This window comes from Bacillus sp. HMA207 (genome assembly GCF_003402455.1).
Classification (GTDB): domain Bacteria; phylum Bacillota; class Bacilli; order Bacillales; family Bacillaceae_G; genus Bacillus_A; species Bacillus_A cereus.
The window spans coordinates 333757-357319 of the sequence record NZ_BEZT01000001.1 but is presented as its reverse complement, the minus strand read 5'-3'; the positions used below and the strand labels follow the sequence as shown (position 1 = coordinate 357319).

Sequence of the window (23563 nt, the reverse complement as noted above, 5' to 3'; positions counted from 1 at the left end):
TTCTACACAAGATTATTTAATTCCACCTCATTTAAACTTCCAACAACAATATTTCCTTTATACACGACTAAACGTTTTTCTGTTTGACGTGCTACTGCTTCAGCAGCGCATGTCGCATTCGTCAAAACAAAGCTCGCTTCATCCCCTACATTCGGCCATACTCGTTTCCCTTCCTTATTTAACGTTTCTTTTCCTCCTGTAATAAAGCGGAGTGCTTTTCCTAAAGACCTTTCGTCACTCCACCCAAAACGCTCTGCTAATCGATTCGCCTTTTGAAGCATATCACCTGTTCCAAACGGTGACCAATGATCTGTAATGCTATCATTGCCTAATGAAACCTTAACACCTTTTTTATCTAATAACGGAATTGGGATTACTTGTTTACCAATTGGCACTGTTGAAGTAATATCAATATTTACATTTGCGAGTCTTTCTGCCACTTCTTCAGCCTCTTTATCAGTAACACCACCAAGTCCAAGTGCATGACTAATCGTTACACGGCCTTGCCATCCTGCTTCTTCTGTTAAACTTGCCAATCTCTTCATCGTAAACGTTCCAAGATTATTCGCATCGTGCAAATGAATATCAACATCCGCATTAAATTCGACTGCGATATCCATAATTGTATGTAATGACTTTTCAATGTCATTATCCACTGTAGCTGGATCTACTCCTCCGACTAGATGAGCACCCATACGCATCGCATCTTTCACGAGTTGCACAGAATTACTGCGCAATAATCCATGTTGCGGAAACGCAACAATTCTACTAGATACTCGATTTTTATATGTTTCTAATGCCGCTAACGTCGCCTCCAAATTACCAAGCCCAATAATTGGATCAACATTACAATGCGTTCTAATATTCGTTGCACCATTTTGCAGTAGTAACTCTAGCATATTTTCCGCTCTATTTTGGGCAGTCGCTAATTGCTTTGGTAAAATTTTTTCTTCTTCATTAAAACGTGTAAAAATACTTTCTGCTGGCATACAAGCTTTCCATGGGCCACTATAATATGTTTTATCAATGTGAATGTGCATCTCTTTGAAAGCTGGCAACATTAATAAGTTCTTAGCATCAAAAGTTACTATATCTTCCTCTTGAACAATCCCTTTTATAATTTTTTTAATTCGACCATCTTCAATAAGTAAACTGCATAATTCTGTTTCTGTTTGTGAAATTCTCTCTTCTTCATATGTATATCCTGATTCAAGCATTACGTTAGTCAACCAATATACTGTCATCTCTATTTCCCCACCCTTTATTAAAAATCACCTCATAACTACAAGTTTAATATCCACTGAAAATTAAGACAATTAATACGATCACTTCTCACAAAAAAATGTAATACAACCCCATAGTCTTCTCATAAATTTCCATATAGAATAAAAGTATGCAGTTTGATATAAAAAGGAGTTGATTGGAATATGTCAAAAAAGTTATGTAAATCCGAAACTGATAAAATGCTATTTGGTATATGTGGTGGTTTAGGAGAATATTTTGATATTAGCTCTACTCTTATTCGTATCATTTGGGTTATTGCTGTTTTATGTTTTGGGACAGGATTTTTAGTTTATTTCATTTGTTTATTACTTATGCCACGTTCGTACTAACGGCATTATTTCACATACTTAAGAAGAGCAAATCACCTATAGAATCCTATAGGTGATTTTTTCATGAAGAATATTTCATCGTTAAATGTAATACCGCCACTTCTTCTTCTTCATTTTTATAAATATGCTTCTTATTCGCTTCAAATTGAATGGAATCAAACTCATTTAATTCGTATACATCATTCTCCACTTGAATAGACACTTTCCCTTTCATTACCGTTACAAGCTCAATCGCACCTTCATGATGAGCTTCTGGCTCATATATACTATTTGATCGTAAACAAGCACGGTGCATTTCCATCCCTGTTTCTTTCGTATAACGGAACATCGTTTCTAAATGCCACGCTTGTCCTTCATCTACTGCAAATCCTTCTCCACAGCGCGCAACAGCTACAGGTTCTCCAACAACCATTAATCTGGATAAAGGAATTGATAACCCTTTCGTTATTTTCCAAATGACAGCTAGTGTCGGATTTGTTTCCCCTCTTTCGATCTTTCCTAATGTTAATTTACTAACTCCTGTTTTATGGGCTAATTCTTCTAAACTTAATTTCTGTTCATTTCGAATTTGTCTCAATAACTGTCCAACTTGTTGAATGACTTCTTTCGTTTGCATATCTTCATTTTCTTTCATATATAAAACCACCTCAAAGTATAAAATAATTTACTTTTAATAATTAAAAGTATATCATACTATACATAATTATTTATTTTCGAAAGGAGTGCTATACTTCATGCGCGCAATTTTATTAGGTCTTTTATCATCGGCCTTTTTTTCTGCAACCTTTATTATTAATAGAGCAATGAATGTATCTGGAACGAGCTGGGCTTGGACAGCTTCCTTCCGTTTTTTATTTGCTCTTCCTATTTTATTCCTTATCGTTTTATTTCGCAAAAACTTTAGGGAATTATGGGAAGAGTTAAAAAAACATCCATTGGCATGGATCGGATGGGGTTCTGTTGCCGGTATTGGTTTTTATTCTTTATTAAGTTTCGCAGCTGTCTTTTCTCCAGCTTGGCTCGTTGCTGGAACTTGGCAAGTTACGATTTTAGCTGGTTTACTACTATCACCACTATTTTTCGTGAAAATAGAAACAAAATCAGGTACGAAACTTGTACGCGGAAAAATTCCACTTCGTAGCTTATATGTTGCATTATTTATTTTACTTGGTGTAATTTGTATGCAAGCAACTGCCGCAGGCCATATTACAATGACTCAGTTCATTTCAGGTTTTTTACCTGTCGTATTAGCCGCTTTCTTATATCCGTTCGGTAACCGAAAAATGATGGAGCTTGTTGGTGGACGCCTTGATACGTTCCAACGTGTATTAGGAATGGCAATTGGAAGTCTTCCTATAACAATCTTGCTTGGTATATACGGATTTTCTACTACTGGCATTCCAACATCCAACCAAATGCTTCAAGGATTTTTGTTAGCGTTATGTTCCGGCGTTATTGCAACGATGACATTTTTCTTTGCTACTGACTTAGCAAAAGATAACCTCGCTCTACTTGGAGCTGTTGAAGCAACACAAGCTGGAACGATGGTCTTTACCGTACTTGGAGAAATCATTTTCTTAAATGGTTCACTCCCTGAAGGACTTTCTCTCATCGGAATGATTATTATCATGTTAGGAATGGTTGCAAATAGTATTTTAAACCGTTCTGTTCCAGTCGTTAAACAGAAAAAATCGGCATAAAAAAAGGGTATGGTTCTATAGAGATGAACCATACTCTTTTTTATTGTCCCCCTATTTCGCCTTATCAGAATAGTATTTCATTGGCTGTTTATACTAAAACTTATGTTATAATACGTTTCATGCGCATTAATAGGAGGTAAATTATGTTAAAAAAAGCAATCGCTGAATTTATTGGTACATTTGTACTTGTATTATTCGGAACTGGAGTAGCTGTCACTGGCGGCGGAATTGAAGGAATTGGAACATTAGGAATCGCTATGGCTTTCGGTCTATCTATTGTAGCTATGGCATATAGCATCGGAACAATTTCTGGATGTCACATTAACCCAGCAGTATCAGTAGCTATGTTCATCAACAAACGAATGAACGCTATGGAACTTTGTTATTATGTATTAGCTCAAATTTTAGGTGGTTTATTAGGAACTGCAACGTTAGTAACAATTTTAAAATCTGCTAAAACACCTTTAGATAATTTAGGACAAAATGGTTTCGGAACTCTTGGTTTATCTGGAGCATTTTTAGTTGAGTTCATTTTAACTTTCGTATTTATTTTAGTTATCGTTGCTGTAACAGGTAAAAAAGGAAGTTCTTCTTTAGCTGGACTAGTAATTGGTTTCACATTAGTTTTAATTCACTTATTAGGAATTCCGTTAACTGGAACATCTGTTAACCCAGCTCGTAGTATCGCACCAGCTTTATTTGTTGGTGGAGAAGCACTTTCTCAACTATGGGTATTCATCGTAGCACCAATTCTTGGTGGTATCTTCGCAGCTATCGTAGGTAAATTCATTTTAAATACTGAAAAATAGAATTTTCAATATTTCTGAATAAAAAAATGCGAGCCCTCATTATGAGGAAGCTCGCTTTTTTTATTCTTTCATTTTAGACTTTAAATTTGTAACTAATTGATCTACCGTTACATTTGCAAGTACGTTTTCCATCGCTTCTTGCGCTTGCATTAAAATAATTTCTAATACTGATTGAATATTAGCTCCTACTGGACATTCAATGTTGGGATTTTCATGGAAGGAAAATAGTTGTCCTTCTTCTACAACTTCCACTGCTTTATATACATCAAGTAATGTAATTTCTTCTAAATCTCGAGCAAGTGTCGTACCACCTTTACCAGCTTGTACATCAACAAGCCCTGCTCTCTTCAACATTCCTGTAATGCGACGAATCACAACTGGATTTGTATTCACACTACCGGCAATCCATTCAGAGGTACAGCGAGAGTTTCGATCTATCGCAAGTAATGTCAGCATATGAACACCTACTGTAAAACGACTACTAATCCCCATCTGCACACCCTCCTTTTTATTCATTCTATTAAAAGACGACTCTTATTATTATATACTATTTTTAATTTATACATAAAGAAAAAGCATGATTTCAATAGGAAATCATGCTTTTCTCTCATTATTGACGCTTTATAAATTTCGCTAAATCTTTAAATTTCACTTTATCTGAGTAATTCATTACGCCGTTTACGTAAATGCGGCTTGTAACAGCATTTAATACCGCAATTGTCGCCAATAAGACTGCTAATGTTATCGTAATTTCTAGCATACCTGCTTCACCAGCTACAATACGTGAGAAGGTAACCATCGGTGTAAAAAATGGAACGTAAGAACTTACAACAACGATAGTACTATTCGGATCACTTAATGATTTAATACTAATAAAGAATGCAGCCATAATTAAAATCATTACCGGGAAAGATACAGCTTGTAAATCCTCCGTCTTAGACACGACAGCTCCAGCAGCAGCATACATCATCGCATAAAGTAAATATCCCGTAATGAAATAAACAAGAAACATGCTGATAACCTTTGCATCTAATTTCGTAAAGTCAATTGGAATACCAAATAGTGAGGCACTTTCTAAATCGACCCAGCCTAACAAATATGGAATAAGATAACCACACGCCAATATGACAAGTTGCAATAACGCCGTTGAAACAACCGCTAAAATTTTCGCATACATCATCGTAAGAGGCTTCACTTTCGGAAGCATTACTTCCATTACACGTGACGCCTTTTCAGATGCAATATTCATTGCGATTGTATTTCCGAACGCTACAATAAACATATATAAAGCAAATGTAAAGAAATAGGCAATTCCGAAAGAAGATGTACGATCTTTTATCGCTTCTTGCTTTACTTGAATTTCTGTTTGTAATTGCTGTGCAATTTCTGGTGAAACATTATTTTTGGCAATCGTCACCATCGTATATTGTTGCTTTAAATATCCTGCCATAATTGCAGAAGTTGCTTGGCTTGGAAATCCATTATACATATATGTAATCGATGGAGCCCCACCCTTTTCCGTCACATGGAATAGACCATCTAAATCGCCTTCTTCTACTTGCTTATGCAGTTTATCAAAATCATCCTTTGAACCAATTGTTATTTTTGCTGATGGCAATAGCTTATTTAGCTCATCTTTTTGTACTTTATATGTGGAACTCTCTACTACAACTGCAATTTTATCTTTATCCTTATTTTTATCATCGCCTGAAGTAAAATGATTAAATGCAAAAATCCCAAACACAACTAAAAATAAAATCGCACTCGTAATTAATGATTTCTTAGATAAAAACGCTTCCCTAAAATAAAATGAAAATACGTGAGAAAATTTACGCATCGTTATTTCGCCCTCTCTACAAAGATTTCGTTTAACGTCGGCTCTAACATTTTGAATTGTCGTAAGCTAACACCTTGCTCTTGCAACTGTTGCAAAATCTTGAGAGCTTCCGCATCGTCTTGTACTTTCACATAAAGAAGGCCTTGTTGTTTTTCATACGATACATGTATAGCTTCTAATCCCTTTTCATTCTCTACTGTATCTTCAATCGTTAAATTACGGAAACCGTATTCTTTCTTAATATCACTTAGCTGTCCTTTTACGACTGCTTCACCTTTTTTCAAAATACATACATGTTGGCAAAAAGCCTCTACTTGTTCCATACGATGACTTGATAAAATAATCGTCTTTCCGCTCTGTACTTGTTCTTCAATAATACTAGCTAGCATCCCAGCATTAACTGGATCAAGGCCGCTGAATGGTTCATCTAAAATGAGAAGTTCCGGATTATGAAGAAGAGCAGCAATTAATTGTATTTTTTGCTGATTCCCTTTTGAAAGCTCTCCAGCCGTTTTAAATTTATATTCTGGTATCGCTAAACGCTCTAACCAGTGATCAATAGCGTGATCCACTTCTTTCTTCGACATTCCTTCTAATCTACCAAAATATCGCAGCTGATCTATTACTCTACTTTTTGTATATAAACCTCTTTCTTCTGGTAAATACCCAATTGTTACACCACTATTTCCAAATGCTTTTCCATCCCATGTAATCGAACCTTCATTAGGCGTTAATAATCCGAGAAGCATTTTGATTGTTGTTGTTTTCCCTGCACCATTTCGTCCAAGTAACCCTAGTACTTCACCTTTTGGTAACGAAATTTGCAAACCGTTAACTGCTTTTGATTCCCCAAATTGTTTCGTTAAGTTTTGAATTTGTAAACTCAAGTATAAAGCCTCCCCTTTAGTATCATTCGTACTCTCTTTCAAAGACTATGTTTATTCAAGACAAAATATAGCACCACGCTTCATCCTCTTATATGTAAACATCGTCATGAATCCATCATTTGTTCTATTTAGTTAAAATTGTAAATAACAAAATTCTTTTTGTCAATTATAATTGTCATTACGACAATAAAACTTGTCAAAACAACTATTATTATTTTGCTCATCTTTCTAATATAGGACATACTACTATATATACAAAAGACAATATGCAAATGTTCATATAAAAATATTATATTTTAATATATAATATAAAATGATTTTCTAACATCAAGGAGGATACATATGAAGATGAAGAGGGGCATTACCACTTTATTATCTGTAGCGGTTCTATCTACATCACTTGTAGCATGTTCAGGAACACCAGAGAAAACAGTGGCGAAAGAAGAGAAAGTAAAATTAACAGAACAACAATTAATGGCTGATTTATGGTATCAAACAGCCGGTGAAACGAAAGCACTTTACTACCAAGGGTACAACATTGGTCAATTAAAGCTTGATGCAATTCTTGCAAAAGGGACAGAGAAAAAACCTGCTATCGTGCTTGATTTAGACGAAACTGTTTTAGATAACAGTCCTCATCAGGCAATGAGCGTAAAAACAGGCAAAGGCTATCCTTACAAATGGGATGATTGGATTAACAAAGCTGAAGCTGAAGCCCTTCCAGGCGCAATTGATTTCTTAAAATATACAGAGTCTAAAGGTGTAGATATTTACTACATCTCAAATCGTAAAACGAATCAACTAGATGCAACAATTAAAAATCTTGAGCGTGTAGGTGCTCCTCAAGCAACGAAAGAACATATATTACTACAAGATCCGAAAGAAAAAGGAAAAGAAAAACGCCGTGAACTCGTTTCTCAAACCCATGATATTGTCTTATTCTTCGGTGATAACTTATCTGATTTCACAGGTTTTGATGGAAAATCTGTAAAAGATCGTAACCAAACAGTAGCAGATTCAAAAGCACAATTTGGTGAGAAATTCATTATTTTCCCGAATCCAATGTATGGCGATTGGGAAGGCGCTTTATATGATTATGATTTCAAAAAATCAGATGCAGAAAAAGATAAAATCCGTCGCGACAACTTAAAATCATTTGATGTAAAATAAAAGAGGATGGCATTCGCCATCCTCTTTTATTTTACTTTCTCTGTTAAAGGCAAGATAAATACTTCCACACGTCTATTCTTTGCCTTTCCTTCTTGTGTATCGTTTGGAGCAATTGAACGGTATTCTCCGTATCCAATCGCACTAAATTTTTCTGGTTGTAATTCTTTATTTTGCAGTAATACTTGCATAAAATTAACTGCCCGCTGCGTACTTAATTCCCAATTCGACGCAAACTGCGCATTGGCAATAGGGACATTATCCGTATGACCCGATACTGTAATTTCACGAGGTGACGCTGAAACAAGTAAGCTAGACATCTCTTTTGCAATCCCTAAAGATTCTAATTTCACATCTGCTTTCCCCGAATCAAACAGTATATTTTCTAATATTGTCACCATTAATCCCTTTTCAGTTAATTTAGTTTGAAAAGAAGAAGATAATTGTTTTTCATTAATATATTGATCAATCTTTTTTTGTAATGCTTTCAATTCATCCATCTCTTTTTTTTCTTTAGCTCTAGCTTCTTCTTGTTTTTTTGCTTGTTCTGCCTCAAGGCTACTTGCTGATAATTCTTTTTCATCATTTGGCTTTTGATCACTTAAAAATTCTTTGTTACCTGTTCCCCCAGCTAATTCACTTCGAAAAGCAACTGCCATCTGTTTAAACTTCGCAGCATCTATACTACTCATTGCGAATAAAACGATAAACAATGCAAATAACAACGTTAACATATCAGAATATGGGATTAACCACGTTTCATCGATATGCTCATCATGTTTTTTCTTTTTGCCTCTTCTATTTTTCTTACTCCGCATTTTTTTCTGCTCCTTTTTCTAGCTTTTTACGCTCAGTTGCAGAAAGTGCACCTAAAATGCGGTTCTTCATAATAAACGGATATGTACCTTCTTGTAACATTAATAAACAATCAATGATTAAACGTTTTTTCTCAATTTCAGCTGAAGATTTTTGCTTTAACTTATTTGCAAATGGATGCCATAATACGTAACCTGAAAAAATACCAAAAATCGTTGCAATAAACGCACCAGAAATAGCATGACCTAACTTTTCAATATCAGTTAAGTTACCAAGCGCAGCTACAAGACCGATAACAGCACCTAAAACTCCTAATGTCGGTGCATACGTACCAGCTTGTGAAAAAATAGCAGCTCCCTTTGCATGTCTTTCTTCAATTGCCTCTAATTCAGATTCCAAAATCTGCTCTAAATCTTCTGCGGATACGCCATCAATCACAAATTTCATACCGCGCAAAAGAAATTCATCTTGAATTTTGTCTAATTGTTGCTCTAAAGACAAAATACCGTATTTTCTACTTTCAGATGTCCAATGAACAAATAATTCTAGCAACTGTTCATAACTTAAATCCTTTTTATTTGAACCAAAAAGAACTTTAAATAGTTTTGGAACCCTTTTTAGTTGATTCATCGGAAATGCAATACATACTGCAGCAAATGTACCGATAAAAATAATTAATGCTGCGGCAGGATTTAATAAGGCTGTTATGTCAGCGCCCTTGACGACCATCCCTACTACCACTGCTACAAATCCTAAAATAAGTCCAATAATTGTTGCAAAATCCATTCCCATTCACTCCTAGTCTATACAAGAAGTTCTTTATTCTCGATAATCGCTACATCTTCTTATGTATATATATTACATAAAAAATGCAAATCATGAAAGATAAGAAATGAATTATATAAAAAAATACTACAAATTCACACATTTTCTGACATTTTCTTTGCATTTCTATTACGTTATGACTCTTATATTCCTTTTCCAACAAACTAGATTTATAATAAAAAAACAATACACATTTTATGAAGAAGGGACTGTGATTACAAGGCATCATGAAAAAGATAATAATTATTTCTGCCACTACTATTGTAATCGGGATCACATCTTTCGCTTACTTTGGTTCTAAAACACCACTACATAATGAAGCAAAAGCTGTCGAAAGTCAAAAGCATAATAACCATAAAAAAGAAGAGATTCCTGCTTTTCCAAAAGCTGATCATAATGCAAAGAAAATAGACAATGACTTTTCAGTTGTAACAAATCCAAAATCTAATCTTGTCTTAATTAATAAACATCGAAAACTACCAGATGGATACATTCCTGAAGACTTAACGAGACCAAATGTACCATTTATTAGTCCAAAAGATAAAGAAAAAACATTGCTGCGCAAAGATGCTGCCGAGGCACTTGAAAACATGTTCAAAACTGCGAAAAAAGAAGGGCTTGATCTTACAGCTGTATCTGGTTATCGTTCATACAAACGCCAAAAATCGTTGCATGATACATACGTTAGACGTCAAGGAAAAGCCGAAGCTAATTCGGTAAGCGCAATTCCTGGTACAAGTGAACACCAAACGGGTTTAGCAATGGATATTAGTTCAAAATCAGCTAAATTTCAATTAGAGCCTATCTTCGGAGAGACAGCAGAAGGAAAATGGGTCGCGGAACATGCTCATGAATTCGGTTTTGTCATTCGTTACTTAGAAGATAAAACAGATACAACAGAATATGCCTATGAACCATGGCACTTACGCTACGTTGGTAATCCATACGCTACATACCTATATAAACATCACTTAACATTAGAAGAAGCGATGGAAGACAAAAAATAAGAGAGCAAATTGCTCTCTTATTTTTCTTTCACTCTATTATTGTAGTAATTTCTTCTTCCATTCTTCAGGCCATGGTTCGCCTCTTCCTGTTTTTTTCGAAGCTTGAACCATCATTCCACGACCTACTAAACAAACCTCTCCTGCTGCATTCTTCACCATATAATGTAAATCTAAAGAAGAATTCCCGACCGATCCTGCCTTTACATACACCTTCAGCTGTTCATCAAAATATATTTGCTTAATAAAATTACATTGTAAATCCGCAACAACGATCATCGTTTCTGATGATGCATGTGTCCACTCTTGCATAAATCCAAGTTCTTTAAACAACGCAATACGAGCTTCTTCAAAATAAGTAAAAGCAACGACATTATTTACATGTCCAAACATATCTACTTCACCAAAACGAACCTTTACAGGGTTGTAAAACGAAAAACCACTTTCCCATTGCTCAAAGTCTTCAATATAAGAAATCCTCTTCATTGTTATCTCTCCTTTTCACCTTGAAATAAACAGAATAAACAGAAAAATGCAGTTATAAATATTGCCTCTTCGATATGAAGAGGCAATATTTATTAATAGTTATTATCGCTACCAAAGAAATCTTTGAACGATTGAATTGTTGTATCACGGTTTAATGCCGCAATTGAAGTTGTTAAAGGAATACCCTTCGGACATGATTGCACACAGTTTTGAGAGTTACCACAGTTTGCTAGTCCTCCATCTCCCATAATTGCACGTAAGCGATCTGCTTTATGCATTTCACCCGTTGGATGTGAGTTGAATAAGCGAGCTTGTGATAACGGTGCTGGTCCAATAAAGTCAGACTTACTGTTTACGTTTGGACATGATTCTAAGCAAACACCACATGTCATACATTTTGAAAGCTCATAAGCCCATTGACGCTTTTTCTCAGGCATTCTTGGTCCTGGACCTAGGTCATACGTACCATCAATTGGAATCCACGCTTTAACGCGTTTTAGAGCATTAAACATGCGACTACGATCAACTTGTAAGTCACGTACAACCGGGAATGTCTTCATCGGTTTTAAGCGAATTGGTTGCTCTAATTGATCAATAAGTGCCGTACATGATTGACGTGGTTTTCCGTTAATCACCATCGAACATGCACCACATACTTCCTCTAAGCAGTTCATATCCCATGCAATCGGAGTTGTTTGGTTCCCTTTTGAATCAACAGGATTACGACGGATTTCCATAAGTGCTGAGATAATATTCATATTCGGACGATATGGAATTTCAAACTCTTGGTCAAACGCTTGCGCATCTGGCCCGTCTTGTCTCGTAATGATGAGGCGGATTGTTTTCTCAGACATGTTGTTTATCCCCCTTCTCTTCACCCTTAGCAGCTACATCGTGTTTTGAAGAATAATCACGTTTACGCGGTTTAATTAACGAAATATCAACGTCCTCGTAATGGAATGCTGGTGCATTTCCTTCTCCCTCAAATTTTGCCATCGTAGTTTTTAAGAAGTTTGCATCATCACGATTTGGGAATTCAGGTTTGTAATGCGCCCCACGGCTCTCATTACGGTTATATGCGCCAATTGTAATAACACGTGCTAACTCAAACATATTTGCAAGTTGGCGTGTAAATGAAGCACCTTGGTTACTCCATCTTGCTGTATCGTTAATGTTAATACGTTTGTAACGAGCCATTAATTCTTCAATTTTCGCATCTGTTTCTAATAATTTTTTATTTTCACGAACTACTGTAACGTTATCTGTCATCCATTCTCCAAGCTCTTTATGAAGAACATACGCATTTTCGTTACCATCCATCGTTAAAATATTGTTAAATTTCTCTGTTTCGATTAATTCATTTTGCTCATATACAGTAGATGAAACAGCATCAGATGATTTAGAAAGACCTTTCATATACTCAATTGCGTTTGGTCCTGCTACCATACCACCATAAATTGCTGATAATAGTGAGTTCGCACCAAGACGGTTACCACCGTGCATAGAATAATCACACTCACCTGCTGCAAATAAACCTGGAATATTTGTCATCTGTTTATAATCAACCCATAGTCCGCCCATTGAATAGTGAACAGCTGGGAAGATTTTCATCGGTAGTTTACGAGGATCATCCCCTGTAAATTTCTCATAGATTTCAATAATTCCACCTAGTTTAATATCTAGTTCTTTTGGATCTTTATGAGAAAGATCTAAGTACACCATGTTTTCACCGTTAATACCTAGTTTTTGCTCTACGCAAACATCAAAGATTTCACGCGTTGCGATGTCACGAGGTACAAGGTTTCCGTAAGCCGGATATTTTTCTTCTAAGAAGTACCATGGTTTACCATCTTTATATGTCCAAACACGTCCACCTTCACCACGTGCAGATTCACTCATAAGACGTAATTTATCGTCTCCAGGAATTGCCGTTGGGTGAATTTGAATGAACTCACCGTTTGCATAATATGCGCCTTGTTGATATACAGCAGAAGCTGCTGTACCTGTATTGATAATGGAGTTTGTTGATTTTCCGAAAATGATACCAGGGCCCCCTGTTGCCATAATCACGGCATCTGCTCCGAAACTTCTAATCTCCATAGTTTGTAAGTCTTGTGCAACGATTCCTCGGCACACACCTTCATCATCAACAACAGCTCGTAAGAAATCCCAACCTTCATATTTCGTTACAAGTCCTGCTACTTCGTGACGACGTACTTGCTCATCTAATGCGTAAAGTAATTGCTGTCCAGTTGTTGCACCAGCAAATGCTGTACGGTGATGTTGCGTTCCACCAAATCGACGGAAATCAAGAAGTCCTTCTTCCGTACGGTTGAACATAACACCCATACGGTCCATTAAATGAATGATACCAGGTGCTGCTTCACACATTGCTTTAACTGGTGGTTGGTTCGCTAAGAAGTCCCCACCATAAATTGTATCGTCAAAGTGGATCCATGGAGAATCCCCTTCACCTTTCGTATTTACGGCACCGTTAATTCCGCCCTGAGCACATACAGAATGTGAACGTTTTACTGGTACTAAAGAAAACAGTTCAACATTTACTCCTGCTTCTGCCGCTTTAATCGTTGCCATTAAGCCAGCCAAGCCACCGCCGACTACTATAAGTTTCCCTTTCATGCTCTCCCACTCCTTACTGGTTTGCTAGCTGTGGATCGATGAACGCTAATAATGCACTCACACCTACATAAGATAAACCTAAGAAAATAGCTAATGTTACATAAGTAGAGATTCTTTGTGAACGTGGAGATACTGTAATTCCCCAGCTGATGCAGAATGTCCATAGTCCATTTGCAAAGTGGAAAATTGTTGAAACAACACCAACTAAGTAGAATGTAAACATAGCTGGATTGTTTAAAATATCTGCCATCATATCATAGTTTACCTCTTTACCTAACATTGCTTGAATACGAGTTTCCCAGACGTGCCAAGAAATGAAGATCAGCGTAACGATACCTGAAATTCTTTGGAAGACGAACATCCAGTTACGGAAATAACCGTAAGAAACCGCATTGTTCTTAGCTGTAAATGCAATATATAAGCCATATATAGCATGGTACAGTATCGGTAAAAAGATGATGAAAATTTCTAGCGCATACCGGAATGGAAGGAGCTCCATAAAGCCTGCAGCTTTGTTAAAAGCCTCTGCTCCTCGTGTTGCAAAGTTGTTTACAATTAAATGTTGCGTCAAAAAGACACCAACCGGGATGACCCCCATTAATGAGTGCCACTTACGAAACGTATACTCGCGGCCTTTCATGTCCCCATTACCCCCCTTGAATGTTTGACTGCTGTTTTCAGATTAGTTTATGACAATAATGTTTTTTCACTATTGGCATAAGAAAAACTGAAAAAATTATTCGAAATATTTCAGCATAATTTGATACCAAGTTCATTTTACTCCTATTTTTGTCGAAGCGTCAAGAAAACGTATACATAATTTGCATATAATTTGCCAATTCTTTTTTTCTTCTTATATATTCAGATTTTCCTAAAGAAAAATCTGTTTTTATAAATGTGAAATGTTATATAATAATCCCTATAGAAAGAGGGGAATATTGTGAGTAAAAATACAATCGATACAACATCTTTAGAAGATGTTTCATTGAACGCCTTCGCTTATGAATTGCTACGTGAAGAATTACTACCTGATTTAATCGGCAACGATTTAGATGGTATTTTATACTGGTCTGGTAGAAACCTTGCAAGAAAATATCCGCTAGAAACAATTGAAGAAATCATTCAGTTCTTTGAAAAGGCTGGCTGGGGCACTTTAAGCATTGTTGAACATAAGCGTCGTGAAATGCAGTTCCAACTTAAAGGCACACTCATCGCAGAACGTCAAAAACAAAAACGACATTCTTCTTATCAACTAGAAGCCGGATTCATCGCTGAACAAATCCAAAAGCAACGGAACGTCGTTGCAGAGTCATACGAAGAAAAGAAAAAACGTTCTGACTCTATTACATTTCTTGTAAAATGGGATATAAAAGATCTCATTGAAGTGTAAGCATTACCTACAGTCAACTAGACATATCAGTTTAGTTGACTTTTTTGTATTTTCATTCAGATGAGTTTATTTTAAATCTTCAGAAATTATACCAAAAAACAGAAGACGTTGTAAACTACAACGTCTTCTTATCTGTTAAATACGTATAAATCGTCTCCGCGACATTTTTCGGCATACCCGCTTCGACAAATTCCTCTATAGAAGCTTCTTTCATCTTCTTTAATGAACCAAAATGTTTTAACAATACCTTTTTCCGTTTATCACCGATTCCTGGAATATCATCCAATGCTGATTGAATGACAGATTTCCCATGTAATTGACGATGGAATGTAATCGCAAATCGATGCACCTCATCTTGAATACGCTGCAATAAATAAAATTCTTGGCTATTTCTCTCAAGCATCACAGGTTCCGGTGGATCCCCAATAATTAAATGGGAGGTTTTATGTTTATCATCTTTTACAAGACCTGCCATCGGAATATATAATCCGAGCTCATTCTCTAAAATATCACTTGCAGCCGCTAGATGGCCTTTTCCTCCATCAATAATAATCAAATCAGGTAAAGGTGAATTTTCTTTAAGTGCCCTTGTATAACGGCGCCTCACAACTTCTCTCATAGACTCATAATCATCTGGCCCTTGAACCGTTTTAATTTTATATTTTCGATACTCTTTCTTCGCCGGTTTCCCATCGATAAAAGCAATCATTGCAGAAACGGGATTTGTTCCTTGAATATTTGAGTTATCAAACGCTTCAATACGATACGGCGTTTCAATCCCAAGCTGCTTCCCTAAATGATCTACCGCTTTAATCGTTCGTTCTTCATCACGTTCAATTAAGTAAAACTTCTCTTCAAGAGCAATCTTCGCATTTTTATTTGCCAATTCTACAAGGTCTTTTTTCTTACCACGTTTCGGCTGCGTCGCTTCCACTTCTAAAAAGCGCTCTACTAATTCCGAGTCTATACTTCCTGGAACGACAATTTCCTTCGGCTTAAAATGACTACTGTTTTCATAAAATTGGCCGATAAACGTTAAAAAACCCTCTTCTGGTTCATCGTAAATTGGAAACATAGAAACATCACGTTCAATTAGCTTTCCTTTTCGAACGAAGAAAACTTGAACACACATCCATCCTTTATCCACTGCATACCCAAACACATCACGATCCACTAAGTCACTCATAATCATCTTTTGTTTTTCCATAATCGCATCAATATGAGCAATTTGATCACGCAACTCTTTTGCACGTTCAAACTCTAGTTTCTCTGAGGCCTCATACATTTTTATTTCTAGTTCTGAACGAACTTCTTTATGTCCACCGTTTAAAAACTTAATAATTTCATCTACAATTTCTTTATTTTGTTCTTCCGTCACTTCTTTCACACAAGGCGCTAAACATTGACCCATATGATAATACAAACAAACTTTATCTGGCATATTCGTGCATTTCCGAAGTGGATACATACGATCTAGCAGTTTTTTCGTTTCATGAGCAGATTGTGCATTTGGATAAGGACCAAAATATTTCCCTTTATCCTTTTTTACGTTTCGAGTAATGAGTAAGCGCGGTTGCTTCTCCGCCGTAATTTTAATAAAAGGATATGTTTTATCATCTTTTAATTGAATATTATATTTCGGATCATATTTTTTAATTAGATTTAACTCTAAAATAAGTGCTTCTAAATTCGAAGAGGTTACAATATATTCAAAATCAACAATTTCTCCTACAAGCCGCAGTGTTTTCCCATCATGTGAACCAGTAAAGTACGAGCGCACACGATTTTTAAGCACTTTTGCCTTTCCGACATATATAACCGTTCCTTGCTTATCTTTCATCAAATAACAACCAGGTTGATCTGGTAAAATAGCCAACTTCTCTTTCAAATGTTCGTGCACTCGTCTCCCTCCATTTCTACATACTTAGCATTTTTATTTTCCCTTGAAAACATACTATGCCCAAACACCCAACATACGTTCTTTTATTGTAACGGAAAGACTATAAAAAAGAAAATAAAAAAAGCTACCAAATGGTAGCTTTTTTTATTTTAGAAGTGTTTAGAAACTAATTCTACTAACGCTTCTTTCGGTTTGTAACCTAACGCTTGATCAACTACTTTACCGTCTTTTAATACGAAAAGAGCTGGAATGCTCATTACTTCGAATTGACGAGCAGTTTCTTGGTTTTCATCAACGTCTACTTTTACTACTTTTACTTTTTCGCCTAGTTCTGCATCAATTTCCTCTAATACAGGAGCGATCATTTTACAAGGTCCACACCAAGGTGCCCAGAAATCTAATAATACAACACCTTCGCTAGTTTCTGCTGCGAAGCTTTGGTCATTTGCGTTTACAATTGCCATTTTATTTCCTCCTTCAAGTATATTCTACCAAGAGTATATCATTAACTTATATACGTGGCGAATAATATGTATCGTTATGTATTGTAACAAAAAAATGTTCCTTTATACTATATAAAAATACGGATTAAATACTAAAAAGATGAGAGACAGGGGATCTCTCACCTTTTTCTATATATAGGGGTACTTCACTTGGAACTCAAGGGTACTTAAATCATGAATGTACTTTTAACTTTTTAAACTCTTCTGTTAAAAGAGGTACAACTTCGAATAAGTCACCGACAATACCATAGTCAGCTACTTTAAAGATACTTGCTTCTGGATCTTTATTGATCGCAACGATTATTTTTGAGTTTGACATACCTGCTAAATGCTGAATCGCACCAGAAATACCACATGCAATGTATAAGTCTGGCGTAACAACTTTACCAGTTTGACCAATTTGTAATGAGTAATCACAGTATTCAGCGTCACAAGCACCACGAGATGCCCCAACAGCGCCGCCTAGTACGTCTGCTAACTCTTTTAATGGCTTAAAGCCTTCTTCACTCTTCACACCACGTCCGCCAGCGATAATAACTTTTGCTTCAGAAAGATCCACACCTTCTGCTGTTTTACGGACAACATCTTGAATGATTGTACGTAAATCTTTCACATCAACTGTAATAGAAGATACGTCACCGCTGCGAGACTCATCTTTTTCCAGAGTTGCAATGTTATTTGGACGCACTGTCGCAAATAAGATGCCGTCTGTTACAATCTTCTTCTCGAATGCTTTACCAGAGTAAATTGGACGAGTGAAGATAACATTTCCACCTTCAACCTCTAAAGCAGTTACGTCAGAAACTAAACCAGCTTCAAGCTTCGCTGCTAATTTTGGTGATAAATCTTTACCAAGTGCTGTATGTCCAAAAACGATACCTTCTGGATTTTCTTCAGCATGTACAGCTAAAAACGCTTGTGCATAACCATCAGATGTATATGATTTTAATTTATCATTTTCAACTGTCACAACGCGATCTGCACCGTAATGAATCAATTCATTTGCAAAAGAGGCAACGCTGTCTCCAATTAGAAGACCTACTACTTCACCGCCTTCTGCAATTGTTTTTGCTGCTGCTACCGCTTCAAAAGAAACGTTACGTAGCGATCCATCACGAACTTCACCCATTACTAATACTTTACGAGCCATAGATTTTCCCTCCTGCATATATAATTTCGTATTTTATTAGATTACTTTCGCTTCTGTATGGAGCAACGATACAAGTTCTTTTACTTGATCTTGCAGCTCGCCTTGTAACACTTTTCCTGCATCTTTCTTAGGAGGCAAATAGATTTCAATTGTTTTTGTCTTTGCTTCCACATCATCTTCTTCTAAATCTAAATCATCTAATTCTAATTCTTCTAGCGGCTTTTTCTTCGCTTTCATAATACCTGGAAGCGATGGATAACGTGGTTCATTTAAACCTTGCTGTGCTGTTACTAAAACTGGTAATGAAGTTGCAATCACTTCTGTATCACCTTCAACATCACGCTCAATCTTCACATTTGTACCGTCAATTTCAAGTTTTGTAATTGTCGTTACATACGGAATATTTAACGCTTCAGCTACGCGTGGTCCTACTTGTCCAGATGCACCATCAATTGCAACGTTTCCGCCTAAAATTAAATCTGCATCTTTATCTTTTAAATATTCAGCAAGCACTTTTGCTGTCGTGAACTGGTCACCATTTTCTACATCATCTTCAATATTAATTAATACAGCTTTATCACAGCCCATTGCTAATGCAGTACGAAGTTCTTTCTCACTATCTTCGCCACCAACTGTTACAACTGTAACTTCTCCACCTTGTGCGTCTCTTACTTGAATTGCTTCTTCAATTGCATATTCATCGTAAGGGTTGATGATGAATTCCGCTTCGCCATCGTAAATTGCACCGTTTTTAATTACGATTTTTTCTTCTGTATCAAATGTTCGTTTCATGAGTACGTAGATGTTCATTCCATTTACCCCCTTGTTTTTCAGAAAGATTCTATCAATTTTAATTTTCTGTTAATTTATATTAAAAAAATAATTGAACTACCTGCCACTAAATGAAGGTTTACGCTTTTCTAAAAATGCAGCTACACCTTCTCTTCCATCTTCACTCGTAAATACTTCACCAAAAATCTGTGATTCACGTTGTACACCTTCATAGTAATGAGACGATTTTGTCGTTTGCAATAACTCTAGTACAGCACGAGTTGTTGCTGGACTTTTTCCAGCAATTTGTTTTGCAACTTTAAGCGTATCATCTAAAAGAGATTCTTCAGAGAACAATCCGTTAACAAGTCCCCACTTTAATGCTTCTGCACCAGTAATTGGTGTACTTGTTAACATCATTTCACAAGCTTTCGCTTTCCCAACATAACGTGGTAAGCGCTGTGTACCTGCAAAGCCAGGAATTAATCCAAGTGTTAATTCAGGTAAACCAAGTTTTGCACTTTCAGTTGCAAAGCGCATGTGGCAAGACATAGCAAACTCAAGGCCGCCGCCCAGTGCCGCTCCATGAATTGCCGCAATAACTGGTTTTGAACATTTTTCAACACGCTCAAACGTAACTTGTCCAAGCTGTGCTAATTCTGTTGCTTGCTTCGCTTCAGTAACAGATGTAAATTCTTTAATATCTGCTCCCGCTGAGAAGAAACGTCCTTCACCGTGAATAACAACAACACGAATGTTATCATCCTTTTCCACTTGATCAATTAATTCAGTAACGTCATGCATAACTTGTGAAGACATCGCATTCGCTGGTGCGTGATTTAATGTCGCCACCGCGATATGATCTTCAACTCTTACAGATAGGAATTTCAACATGATCCCTCCCATTATTGACGATAACCACAAGCTGCAATAAGTAGCCCGTGTACCGTTTTTGAAAGTGCGACCAGATCATACTTATGATCGCTCATTACCCAATTGGTCACTACTTCATCTACTGTTCCAAAGATCATTTGTCTTGCCACGCGAACATTTAAATCTGCTTGAAATTCACCTTGTTTTATACCAGTCTCTAAAATCTCATCCATAACTTGTAAGTAGCCTTTTAATACTTCATTTATTTTAAGGCGCAAGTCTTGATTGGACTGCCTCAGCTCTAATTGCGTAACGATAGCAAGAGGATCATTTTGCGACAACAGCAAGAAGTGCGTTTCTACCAACATGAATAACTTCGATACAGCGCTTTCAATTCCTGCTGTTTTTTGACGAATTGTTTCGACAAATTCTCCCATCTTCTCTTGGAATAAGGATATTAATATATCTTCTTTATTTTTAAAATATAAATAAATCGTGCCATCAGCTACCCCAGCTTGCTTTGCGATTTTAGAAACTTGCGCTTGGTGGTACCCATTCTCCGCAATCACAATGACTGCCGCATCAATAATTTGATTGTATTTCGGTCTATTTTTCTTCACTTTACTGTCCCCTTCAAGAAGATGACTGAATGAATAGTCATTCATATTCTTATAATACTGACTATTTAGAAAAGTGTCAATCCTATTTTTTCAAAAAGAAAGGGCCTTAGCCCGTTTGCTCATCCTCATTCTTTCTCTTCTCTTCATCTATTAGAACACGGCGTAAAATTTTCCCTACTGTCGTTTTTGGCAATTCATCTCTAAACTCATATACTTTCGGCACTTTATAAGCCGCTAAATATTTACGTGCAAACTGATTTAATTCTTCCTCAGAGCACTCCGTACCTTCTTTTAACACAACAAATGCTTTAACTGTCTCTCCTCGGTACGGATCTGGAACTCCAATTGTCACTACTTCTTGCACTTTTTCATGCTCATATAATACTTCTTCAACTTCACGAGGATACACATTAAATCCACTCGCGACAATCATATCTTTCTTGCGATCTTTTACATAGAAGAATCCATCTTCATCCATGTAGCCAACATCACCTGTATGGAGCCAGCCATCTTGCAATACAGCCGCTGTTTCCTCTGGCTTATTCCAATATCCTTTCATAATTTGAGGGCCTTTCACTACAATTTCACCTATTTCTCCTGGCGGTAATGCCTCACCAGTTTCAAGCGACATAATGATTGCTTCTGTATCTGGCCACGGAACTCCGATGCTACCTGGCACTCGCTTTTCCCATAAAAAATTACTATGTGTAACCGGAGAGGATTCTGTTAAACCATATCCCTCTACTAGTTTACCACCTGTAACTTTTTCGAACTTTTCCTGTACTTCTACTGGCAGTGGTGCTGATCCACTAATACAAGCACGAATAGAAGAAATATCGTATTCTTTTAAAAGCGGACTATTTAAAAGAGCGATATAAATAGTTGGTGCCCCTGGAAACAATGTCACTTTATGCTTCTTAATCGCTTCAAAAACCATTTTCATATCAAACTTTGGAATAAGGACCATTTTGTATCCTTGCATAATACTTAAATTCATAACAGCTGTCATACCATAAACATGGAAAAATGGAAGAACCCCAAGAACGACTTCTTCTCCTTCTTTGCAATTATATAACCATTGAACTCCCATTAACGTGTTAGAGACGAGGTTTTTATGCGTTAACATAACTCCTTTCGGAAATCCGGTTGTTCCTCCTGTGTACTGTAAAAGAGCTAGATCATTTTCAGGATCACAAGGCACCTCAACATTCGTATTCACTTCTTTTTCTACTGAATTCCAAAGATGAATCGTTTCACTCTCTGATACTTTCACAACTAAATTCGACTGTTTTTTCTGCACAAATGGATACAATAGATTTTTAGGGAATGGTAAAAAGTCTGCAATACGAGTTACGATAATATGCTCAATTTTTGTAGCAGATTGAACATTCGTTACTCTTGGAAACACTAAATCGAGACAAAGAATTACTTTTGCTCCCGAGTCATGAAGCTGATATTCTAATTCTCTTTCTGTATACAGTGGGTTTGTTTGTACTACGATACCTCCCGCAAGTAATGTGCCGTAATAACCAATTACAGCTTGCGGACAATTCGGCAACATAATAGCAACTCGATCACCCTTTTCCACACCGAGCTTTTGAAGATAATTTGCAAACCTCTTCACCTTATCATGGAAGTCCGAAAACGTAATATCCTTCCCTAAAAAGTGAAGCGCTTTCTTTTCTGGGTAGCGAGATGCCATCTGTTCTACATATCTATGAAGCGGCTGAATATCATAAGAAATCGTACTAGGAATTTCCTCTGGATAACTTTTCAACCATGGTTTTTCCACCTTCATTCCCCCTTCAAATACATAAAAAATAAATGAATGTTCATTCATGATGGTTATTTTCATTATATTATAGTCACCATAACGTTACAATCATAATATTCTGACTTTTATATAACTATGCTTTACTTCATTAACTTCTTATTATATGTAGAAACTCTCCTAATCTTAAAAGAGTAAGAGAGTTATGGCTTAGCTCAATCTTATTATCGTTAACACTGCTCCTGGAGTAGTTGTTGATAATGTTGCGACAGCTAACAAACCAAATAATTGCAAGCTAATAGCATCTCCTGCTGCAAGAGTTGTAATGATTGTTGCGCTAAATGATGTGGTCGCTACAGCAGGAGAATTGATTGTTCCGGCAAGTGGTGCTCCATTGATTGTAATCCGTGAACTAACTAATAATGAAGCCGTTATATTAATCGAATATGAAATATAGTAATTTCCAGCATTTGCAACCGTAAATACTGTATTTCCCCCGGAAACCGTAATACCTGGACCGATATTTTGATTATTCGGAAGCGTGACATTCGTTCCACCTAGAAGTACTGATATCGCTGTTCCTGAGGTATTATTTGCAAATGCATATGTCGCCGTGATACTTGTACCTGTAGCCCCGGTTGAGCCTGTTGCTCCTGTTATTCCTGTCGCTCCCGTTGGACCTGTTGAGCCCGTTGCTCCTGTTATTCCTGTCGCTCCCGTTGGACCTGTTGAACCCGTTGCTCCTGTTATTCCTGTCGCTCCCGTTGGACCTGTTGAGCCCGTTGCTCCTGTTATTCCCGT

General features: G+C 36.6%; 25 protein-coding genes. 6 read left to right on the top strand and 19 right to left on the bottom strand.

Annotated features, from left to right (window positions below; all coding sequences use genetic code 11):
- Positions 1-2: 2 nt before the first annotated feature.
- On the bottom strand, positions 3-1244 hold the full coding sequence (locus tag HMAS_RS01995) for an amidohydrolase family protein (RefSeq protein ID WP_000219564.1): 1242 nt from the start codon (positions 1242-1244) through the stop codon (positions 3-5).
- 183 nt (positions 1245-1427) lie between these two features.
- Between HMAS_RS01995 and HMAS_RS01990 the strand changes: the two genes are divergently transcribed.
- A complete protein-coding gene (locus HMAS_RS01990; protein ID WP_000038411.1) occupies positions 1428-1613 on the top strand; it encodes a PspC domain-containing protein in 186 nt (61 codons plus the stop codon).
- Between the two features lie 61 nt (positions 1614-1674).
- On the opposite strand, the gene HMAS_RS01985 is transcribed toward HMAS_RS01990, so the two are convergent.
- On the bottom strand, positions 1675-2247 hold the full coding sequence (locus tag HMAS_RS01985) for a helix-turn-helix domain-containing protein (protein WP_000661924.1): 573 nt from the start codon (positions 2245-2247) through the stop codon (positions 1675-1677).
- Between the two features lie 100 nt (positions 2248-2347).
- On the opposite strand from HMAS_RS01985, the gene HMAS_RS01980 reads away from it, so the two are divergent.
- Positions 2348-3313: a multidrug resistance efflux transporter family protein gene (locus HMAS_RS01980; RefSeq protein ID WP_001201624.1), complete on the top strand. Its 966-nt coding sequence runs from the start codon at positions 2348-2350 to the stop codon at positions 3311-3313.
- A gap of 143 nt (positions 3314-3456) precedes the next feature.
- Positions 3457-4122 (top strand): aquaporin, encoded by a 666-nt coding sequence (locus HMAS_RS01975; protein WP_000913213.1) that lies wholly within the window; start codon positions 3457-3459, stop codon positions 4120-4122.
- Positions 4123-4182: 60 nt separating this feature from the next.
- On the opposite strand, the gene HMAS_RS01970 is transcribed toward HMAS_RS01975, so the two are convergent.
- The 3 genes from HMAS_RS01970 to HMAS_RS01960 all read right to left on the bottom strand — a co-directional run bounded on the left by HMAS_RS01970 (position 4183) and on the right by HMAS_RS01960 (position 6846).
- Positions 4183-4614 carry an Rrf2 family transcriptional regulator gene (locus tag HMAS_RS01970; protein WP_000512998.1) on the bottom strand — a complete coding sequence of 144 codons (432 nt, stop codon included), beginning with the start codon at positions 4612-4614 and terminating at the stop codon, positions 4183-4185.
- A gap of 118 nt (positions 4615-4732) precedes the next feature.
- A complete protein-coding gene (locus HMAS_RS01965) occupies positions 4733-5959 on the bottom strand; it encodes an ABC transporter permease (protein ID WP_001224980.1) in 1227 nt (408 codons plus the stop codon).
- A gap of 2 nt (positions 5960-5961) precedes the next feature.
- On the bottom strand, positions 5962-6846 hold the full coding sequence (locus HMAS_RS01960; protein ID WP_000058117.1) for an ABC transporter ATP-binding protein: 885 nt from the start codon (positions 6844-6846) through the stop codon (positions 5962-5964).
- 342 nt (positions 6847-7188) lie between these two features.
- On the opposite strand from HMAS_RS01960, the gene HMAS_RS01955 reads away from it, so the two are divergent.
- Positions 7189-8016 (top strand): 5'-nucleotidase, lipoprotein e(P4) family, encoded by an 828-nt coding sequence (locus HMAS_RS01955; protein WP_000782767.1) that lies wholly within the window; start codon positions 7189-7191, stop codon positions 8014-8016.
- Positions 8017-8042: 26 nt separating this feature from the next.
- Here the strand turns inward: HMAS_RS01955 and motB are convergent, their stop codons facing one another.
- Positions 8043-8831, bottom strand: coding sequence for a flagellar motor protein MotB (motB, locus tag HMAS_RS01950; RefSeq protein WP_001256734.1), 789 nt, complete (start codon positions 8829-8831; stop codon positions 8043-8045).
- Complete coding sequence (gene motA, locus HMAS_RS01945; RefSeq protein ID WP_000344853.1) at positions 8821-9615, bottom strand: flagellar motor stator protein MotA; 795 nt, start codon at positions 9613-9615, stop codon at positions 8821-8823. Before motA ends, motB begins: the two co-directional genes overlap by 11 nt.
- Positions 9616-9881: 266 nt before the next feature.
- Here motA and HMAS_RS01935 point away from each other — a divergent pair, with 266 nt between their 5' ends.
- Complete coding sequence (locus HMAS_RS01935; RefSeq protein ID WP_116344688.1) at positions 9882-10661, top strand: M15 family metallopeptidase; 780 nt, start codon at positions 9882-9884, stop codon at positions 10659-10661.
- 36 nt (positions 10662-10697) lie between these two features.
- Here the strand turns inward: HMAS_RS01935 and HMAS_RS01930 are convergent, their stop codons facing one another.
- The 4 genes from HMAS_RS01930 to sdhC all read right to left on the bottom strand — a co-directional run bounded on the left by HMAS_RS01930 (position 10698) and on the right by sdhC (position 14424).
- Complete coding sequence (locus HMAS_RS01930) at positions 10698-11144, bottom strand: acyl-CoA thioesterase (RefSeq protein WP_000822734.1); 447 nt, start codon at positions 11142-11144, stop codon at positions 10698-10700.
- A gap of 92 nt (positions 11145-11236) precedes the next feature.
- The gene (gene sdhB, locus HMAS_RS01925; RefSeq protein WP_001291827.1) at positions 11237-11998 is read right to left on the bottom strand and encodes a succinate dehydrogenase iron-sulfur subunit; all 762 of its coding nucleotides are present in this window, start codon (positions 11996-11998) and stop codon (positions 11237-11239) included.
- On the bottom strand, positions 11991-13784 hold the full coding sequence (gene sdhA / locus HMAS_RS01920) for a succinate dehydrogenase flavoprotein subunit (protein WP_000676750.1): 1794 nt from the start codon (positions 13782-13784) through the stop codon (positions 11991-11993). Before sdhA ends, sdhB begins: the two co-directional genes overlap by 8 nt.
- 13 nt (positions 13785-13797) lie before the next feature.
- Complete coding sequence (gene sdhC / locus HMAS_RS01915) at positions 13798-14424, bottom strand: succinate dehydrogenase cytochrome B558 (protein WP_000678355.1); 627 nt, start codon at positions 14422-14424, stop codon at positions 13798-13800.
- Between the two features lie 300 nt (positions 14425-14724).
- On the opposite strand from sdhC, the gene HMAS_RS01910 reads away from it, so the two are divergent.
- The gene (locus HMAS_RS01910) at positions 14725-15174 is read left to right on the top strand and encodes a YslB family protein (RefSeq protein WP_000042221.1); all 450 of its coding nucleotides are present in this window, start codon (positions 14725-14727) and stop codon (positions 15172-15174) included.
- A gap of 115 nt (positions 15175-15289) precedes the next feature.
- Here the strand turns inward: HMAS_RS01910 and uvrC are convergent, their stop codons facing one another.
- The 8 genes from uvrC to HMAS_RS28005 all read right to left on the bottom strand — a co-directional run.
- Positions 15290-17074: an excinuclease ABC subunit C gene (gene uvrC / locus HMAS_RS01905; RefSeq protein WP_000544296.1), complete on the bottom strand. Its 1785-nt coding sequence runs from the start codon at positions 17072-17074 to the stop codon at positions 15290-15292.
- Positions 17075-17223: 149 nt separating this feature from the next.
- Positions 17224-17538, bottom strand: coding sequence for a thioredoxin (trxA, locus tag HMAS_RS01900; protein ID WP_001018943.1), 315 nt, complete (start codon positions 17536-17538; stop codon positions 17224-17226).
- A gap of 211 nt (positions 17539-17749) precedes the next feature.
- On the bottom strand, positions 17750-18727 hold the full coding sequence (gene etfA, locus HMAS_RS01895) for an electron transfer flavoprotein subunit alpha (protein ID WP_000101945.1): 978 nt from the start codon (positions 18725-18727) through the stop codon (positions 17750-17752).
- A gap of 36 nt (positions 18728-18763) precedes the next feature.
- Positions 18764-19537 carry an electron transfer flavoprotein subunit beta gene (gene etfB, locus HMAS_RS01890; RefSeq protein ID WP_001029028.1) on the bottom strand — a complete coding sequence of 258 codons (774 nt, stop codon included), beginning with the start codon at positions 19535-19537 and terminating at the stop codon, positions 18764-18766.
- A 78-nt stretch (positions 19538-19615) separates the two neighbouring features.
- The gene (locus HMAS_RS01885; protein WP_000911292.1) at positions 19616-20392 is read right to left on the bottom strand and encodes an enoyl-CoA hydratase; all 777 of its coding nucleotides are present in this window, start codon (positions 20390-20392) and stop codon (positions 19616-19618) included.
- 11 nt (positions 20393-20403) lie between these two features.
- Entirely contained in the window at positions 20404-21036 is a 633-nt protein-coding gene (locus tag HMAS_RS01880) for a TetR/AcrR family transcriptional regulator (protein ID WP_002001012.1), read from the bottom strand.
- Between the two features lie 61 nt (positions 21037-21097).
- Positions 21098-22783, bottom strand: a complete 1686-nt coding sequence (locus tag HMAS_RS01875) for a long-chain-fatty-acid--CoA ligase (protein ID WP_000414744.1) — start codon at positions 22781-22783, stop codon at positions 21098-21100.
- A 189-nt stretch (positions 22784-22972) separates the two neighbouring features.
- Positions 22973-23563, bottom strand: a 591-nt coding sequence (locus HMAS_RS28005; protein WP_414635039.1) for a BclA C-terminal domain-containing protein, incomplete at its 5' end; no start/stop codon positions are given.

Coding starts and splice junctions, on each gene's coding strand:
- HMAS_RS01885 (WP_000911292.1), bottom strand. CDS start 20,392: ATGTTGAAATTCCTATCTGTAAGAGTTGAAGATCATATCGCGGTGGCG.
- sdhA (WP_000676750.1), bottom strand. CDS start 13,784: ATGAAAGGGAAACTTATAGTAGTCGGCGGTGGCTTGGCTGGCTTAATG.
- HMAS_RS01975 (WP_000913213.1), top strand. CDS start 3,457: ATGTTAAAAAAAGCAATCGCTGAATTTATTGGTACATTTGTACTTGTA.
- motB (WP_001256734.1), bottom strand. CDS start 8,831: ATGCGGAGTAAGAAAAATAGAAGAGGCAAAAAGAAAAAACATGATGAG.
- HMAS_RS01970 (WP_000512998.1), bottom strand. CDS start 4,614: ATGGGGATTAGTAGTCGTTTTACAGTAGGTGTTCATATGCTGACATTA.
- HMAS_RS01985 (WP_000661924.1), bottom strand. CDS start 2,247: ATGAAAGAAAATGAAGATATGCAAACGAAAGAAGTCATTCAACAAGTT.
- HMAS_RS01980 (WP_001201624.1), top strand. CDS start 2,348: ATGCGCGCAATTTTATTAGGTCTTTTATCATCGGCCTTTTTTTCTGCA.
- HMAS_RS01935 (WP_116344688.1), top strand. CDS start 9,882: ATGAAAAAGATAATAATTATTTCTGCCACTACTATTGTAATCGGGATC.
- motA (WP_000344853.1), bottom strand. CDS start 9,615: ATGGATTTTGCAACAATTATTGGACTTATTTTAGGATTTGTAGCAGTG.
- HMAS_RS01955 (WP_000782767.1), top strand. CDS start 7,189: ATGAAGATGAAGAGGGGCATTACCACTTTATTATCTGTAGCGGTTCTA.
- etfA (WP_000101945.1), bottom strand. CDS start 18,727: ATGGCTCGTAAAGTATTAGTAATGGGTGAAGTTCGTGATGGATCGCTA.
- etfB (WP_001029028.1), bottom strand. CDS start 19,537: ATGAACATCTACGTACTCATGAAACGAACATTTGATACAGAAGAAAAA.
- HMAS_RS01880 (WP_002001012.1), bottom strand. CDS start 21,036: ATGAATGACTATTCATTCAGTCATCTTCTTGAAGGGGACAGTAAAGTG.
- sdhB (WP_001291827.1), bottom strand. CDS start 11,998: ATGTCTGAGAAAACAATCCGCCTCATCATTACGAGACAAGACGGGCCA.
- trxA (WP_001018943.1), bottom strand. CDS start 17,538: ATGGCAATTGTAAACGCAAATGACCAAAGCTTCGCAGCAGAAACTAGC.
- HMAS_RS01965 (WP_001224980.1), bottom strand. CDS start 5,959: ATGCGTAAATTTTCTCACGTATTTTCATTTTATTTTAGGGAAGCGTTT.
- HMAS_RS01930 (WP_000822734.1), bottom strand. CDS start 11,144: ATGAAGAGGATTTCTTATATTGAAGACTTTGAGCAATGGGAAAGTGGT.
- HMAS_RS01990 (WP_000038411.1), top strand. CDS start 1,428: ATGTCAAAAAAGTTATGTAAATCCGAAACTGATAAAATGCTATTTGGT.
- HMAS_RS01995 (WP_000219564.1), bottom strand. CDS start 1,244: ATGACAGTATATTGGTTGACTAACGTAATGCTTGAATCAGGATATACA.
- sdhC (WP_000678355.1), bottom strand. CDS start 14,424: ATGAAAGGCCGCGAGTATACGTTTCGTAAGTGGCACTCATTAATGGGG.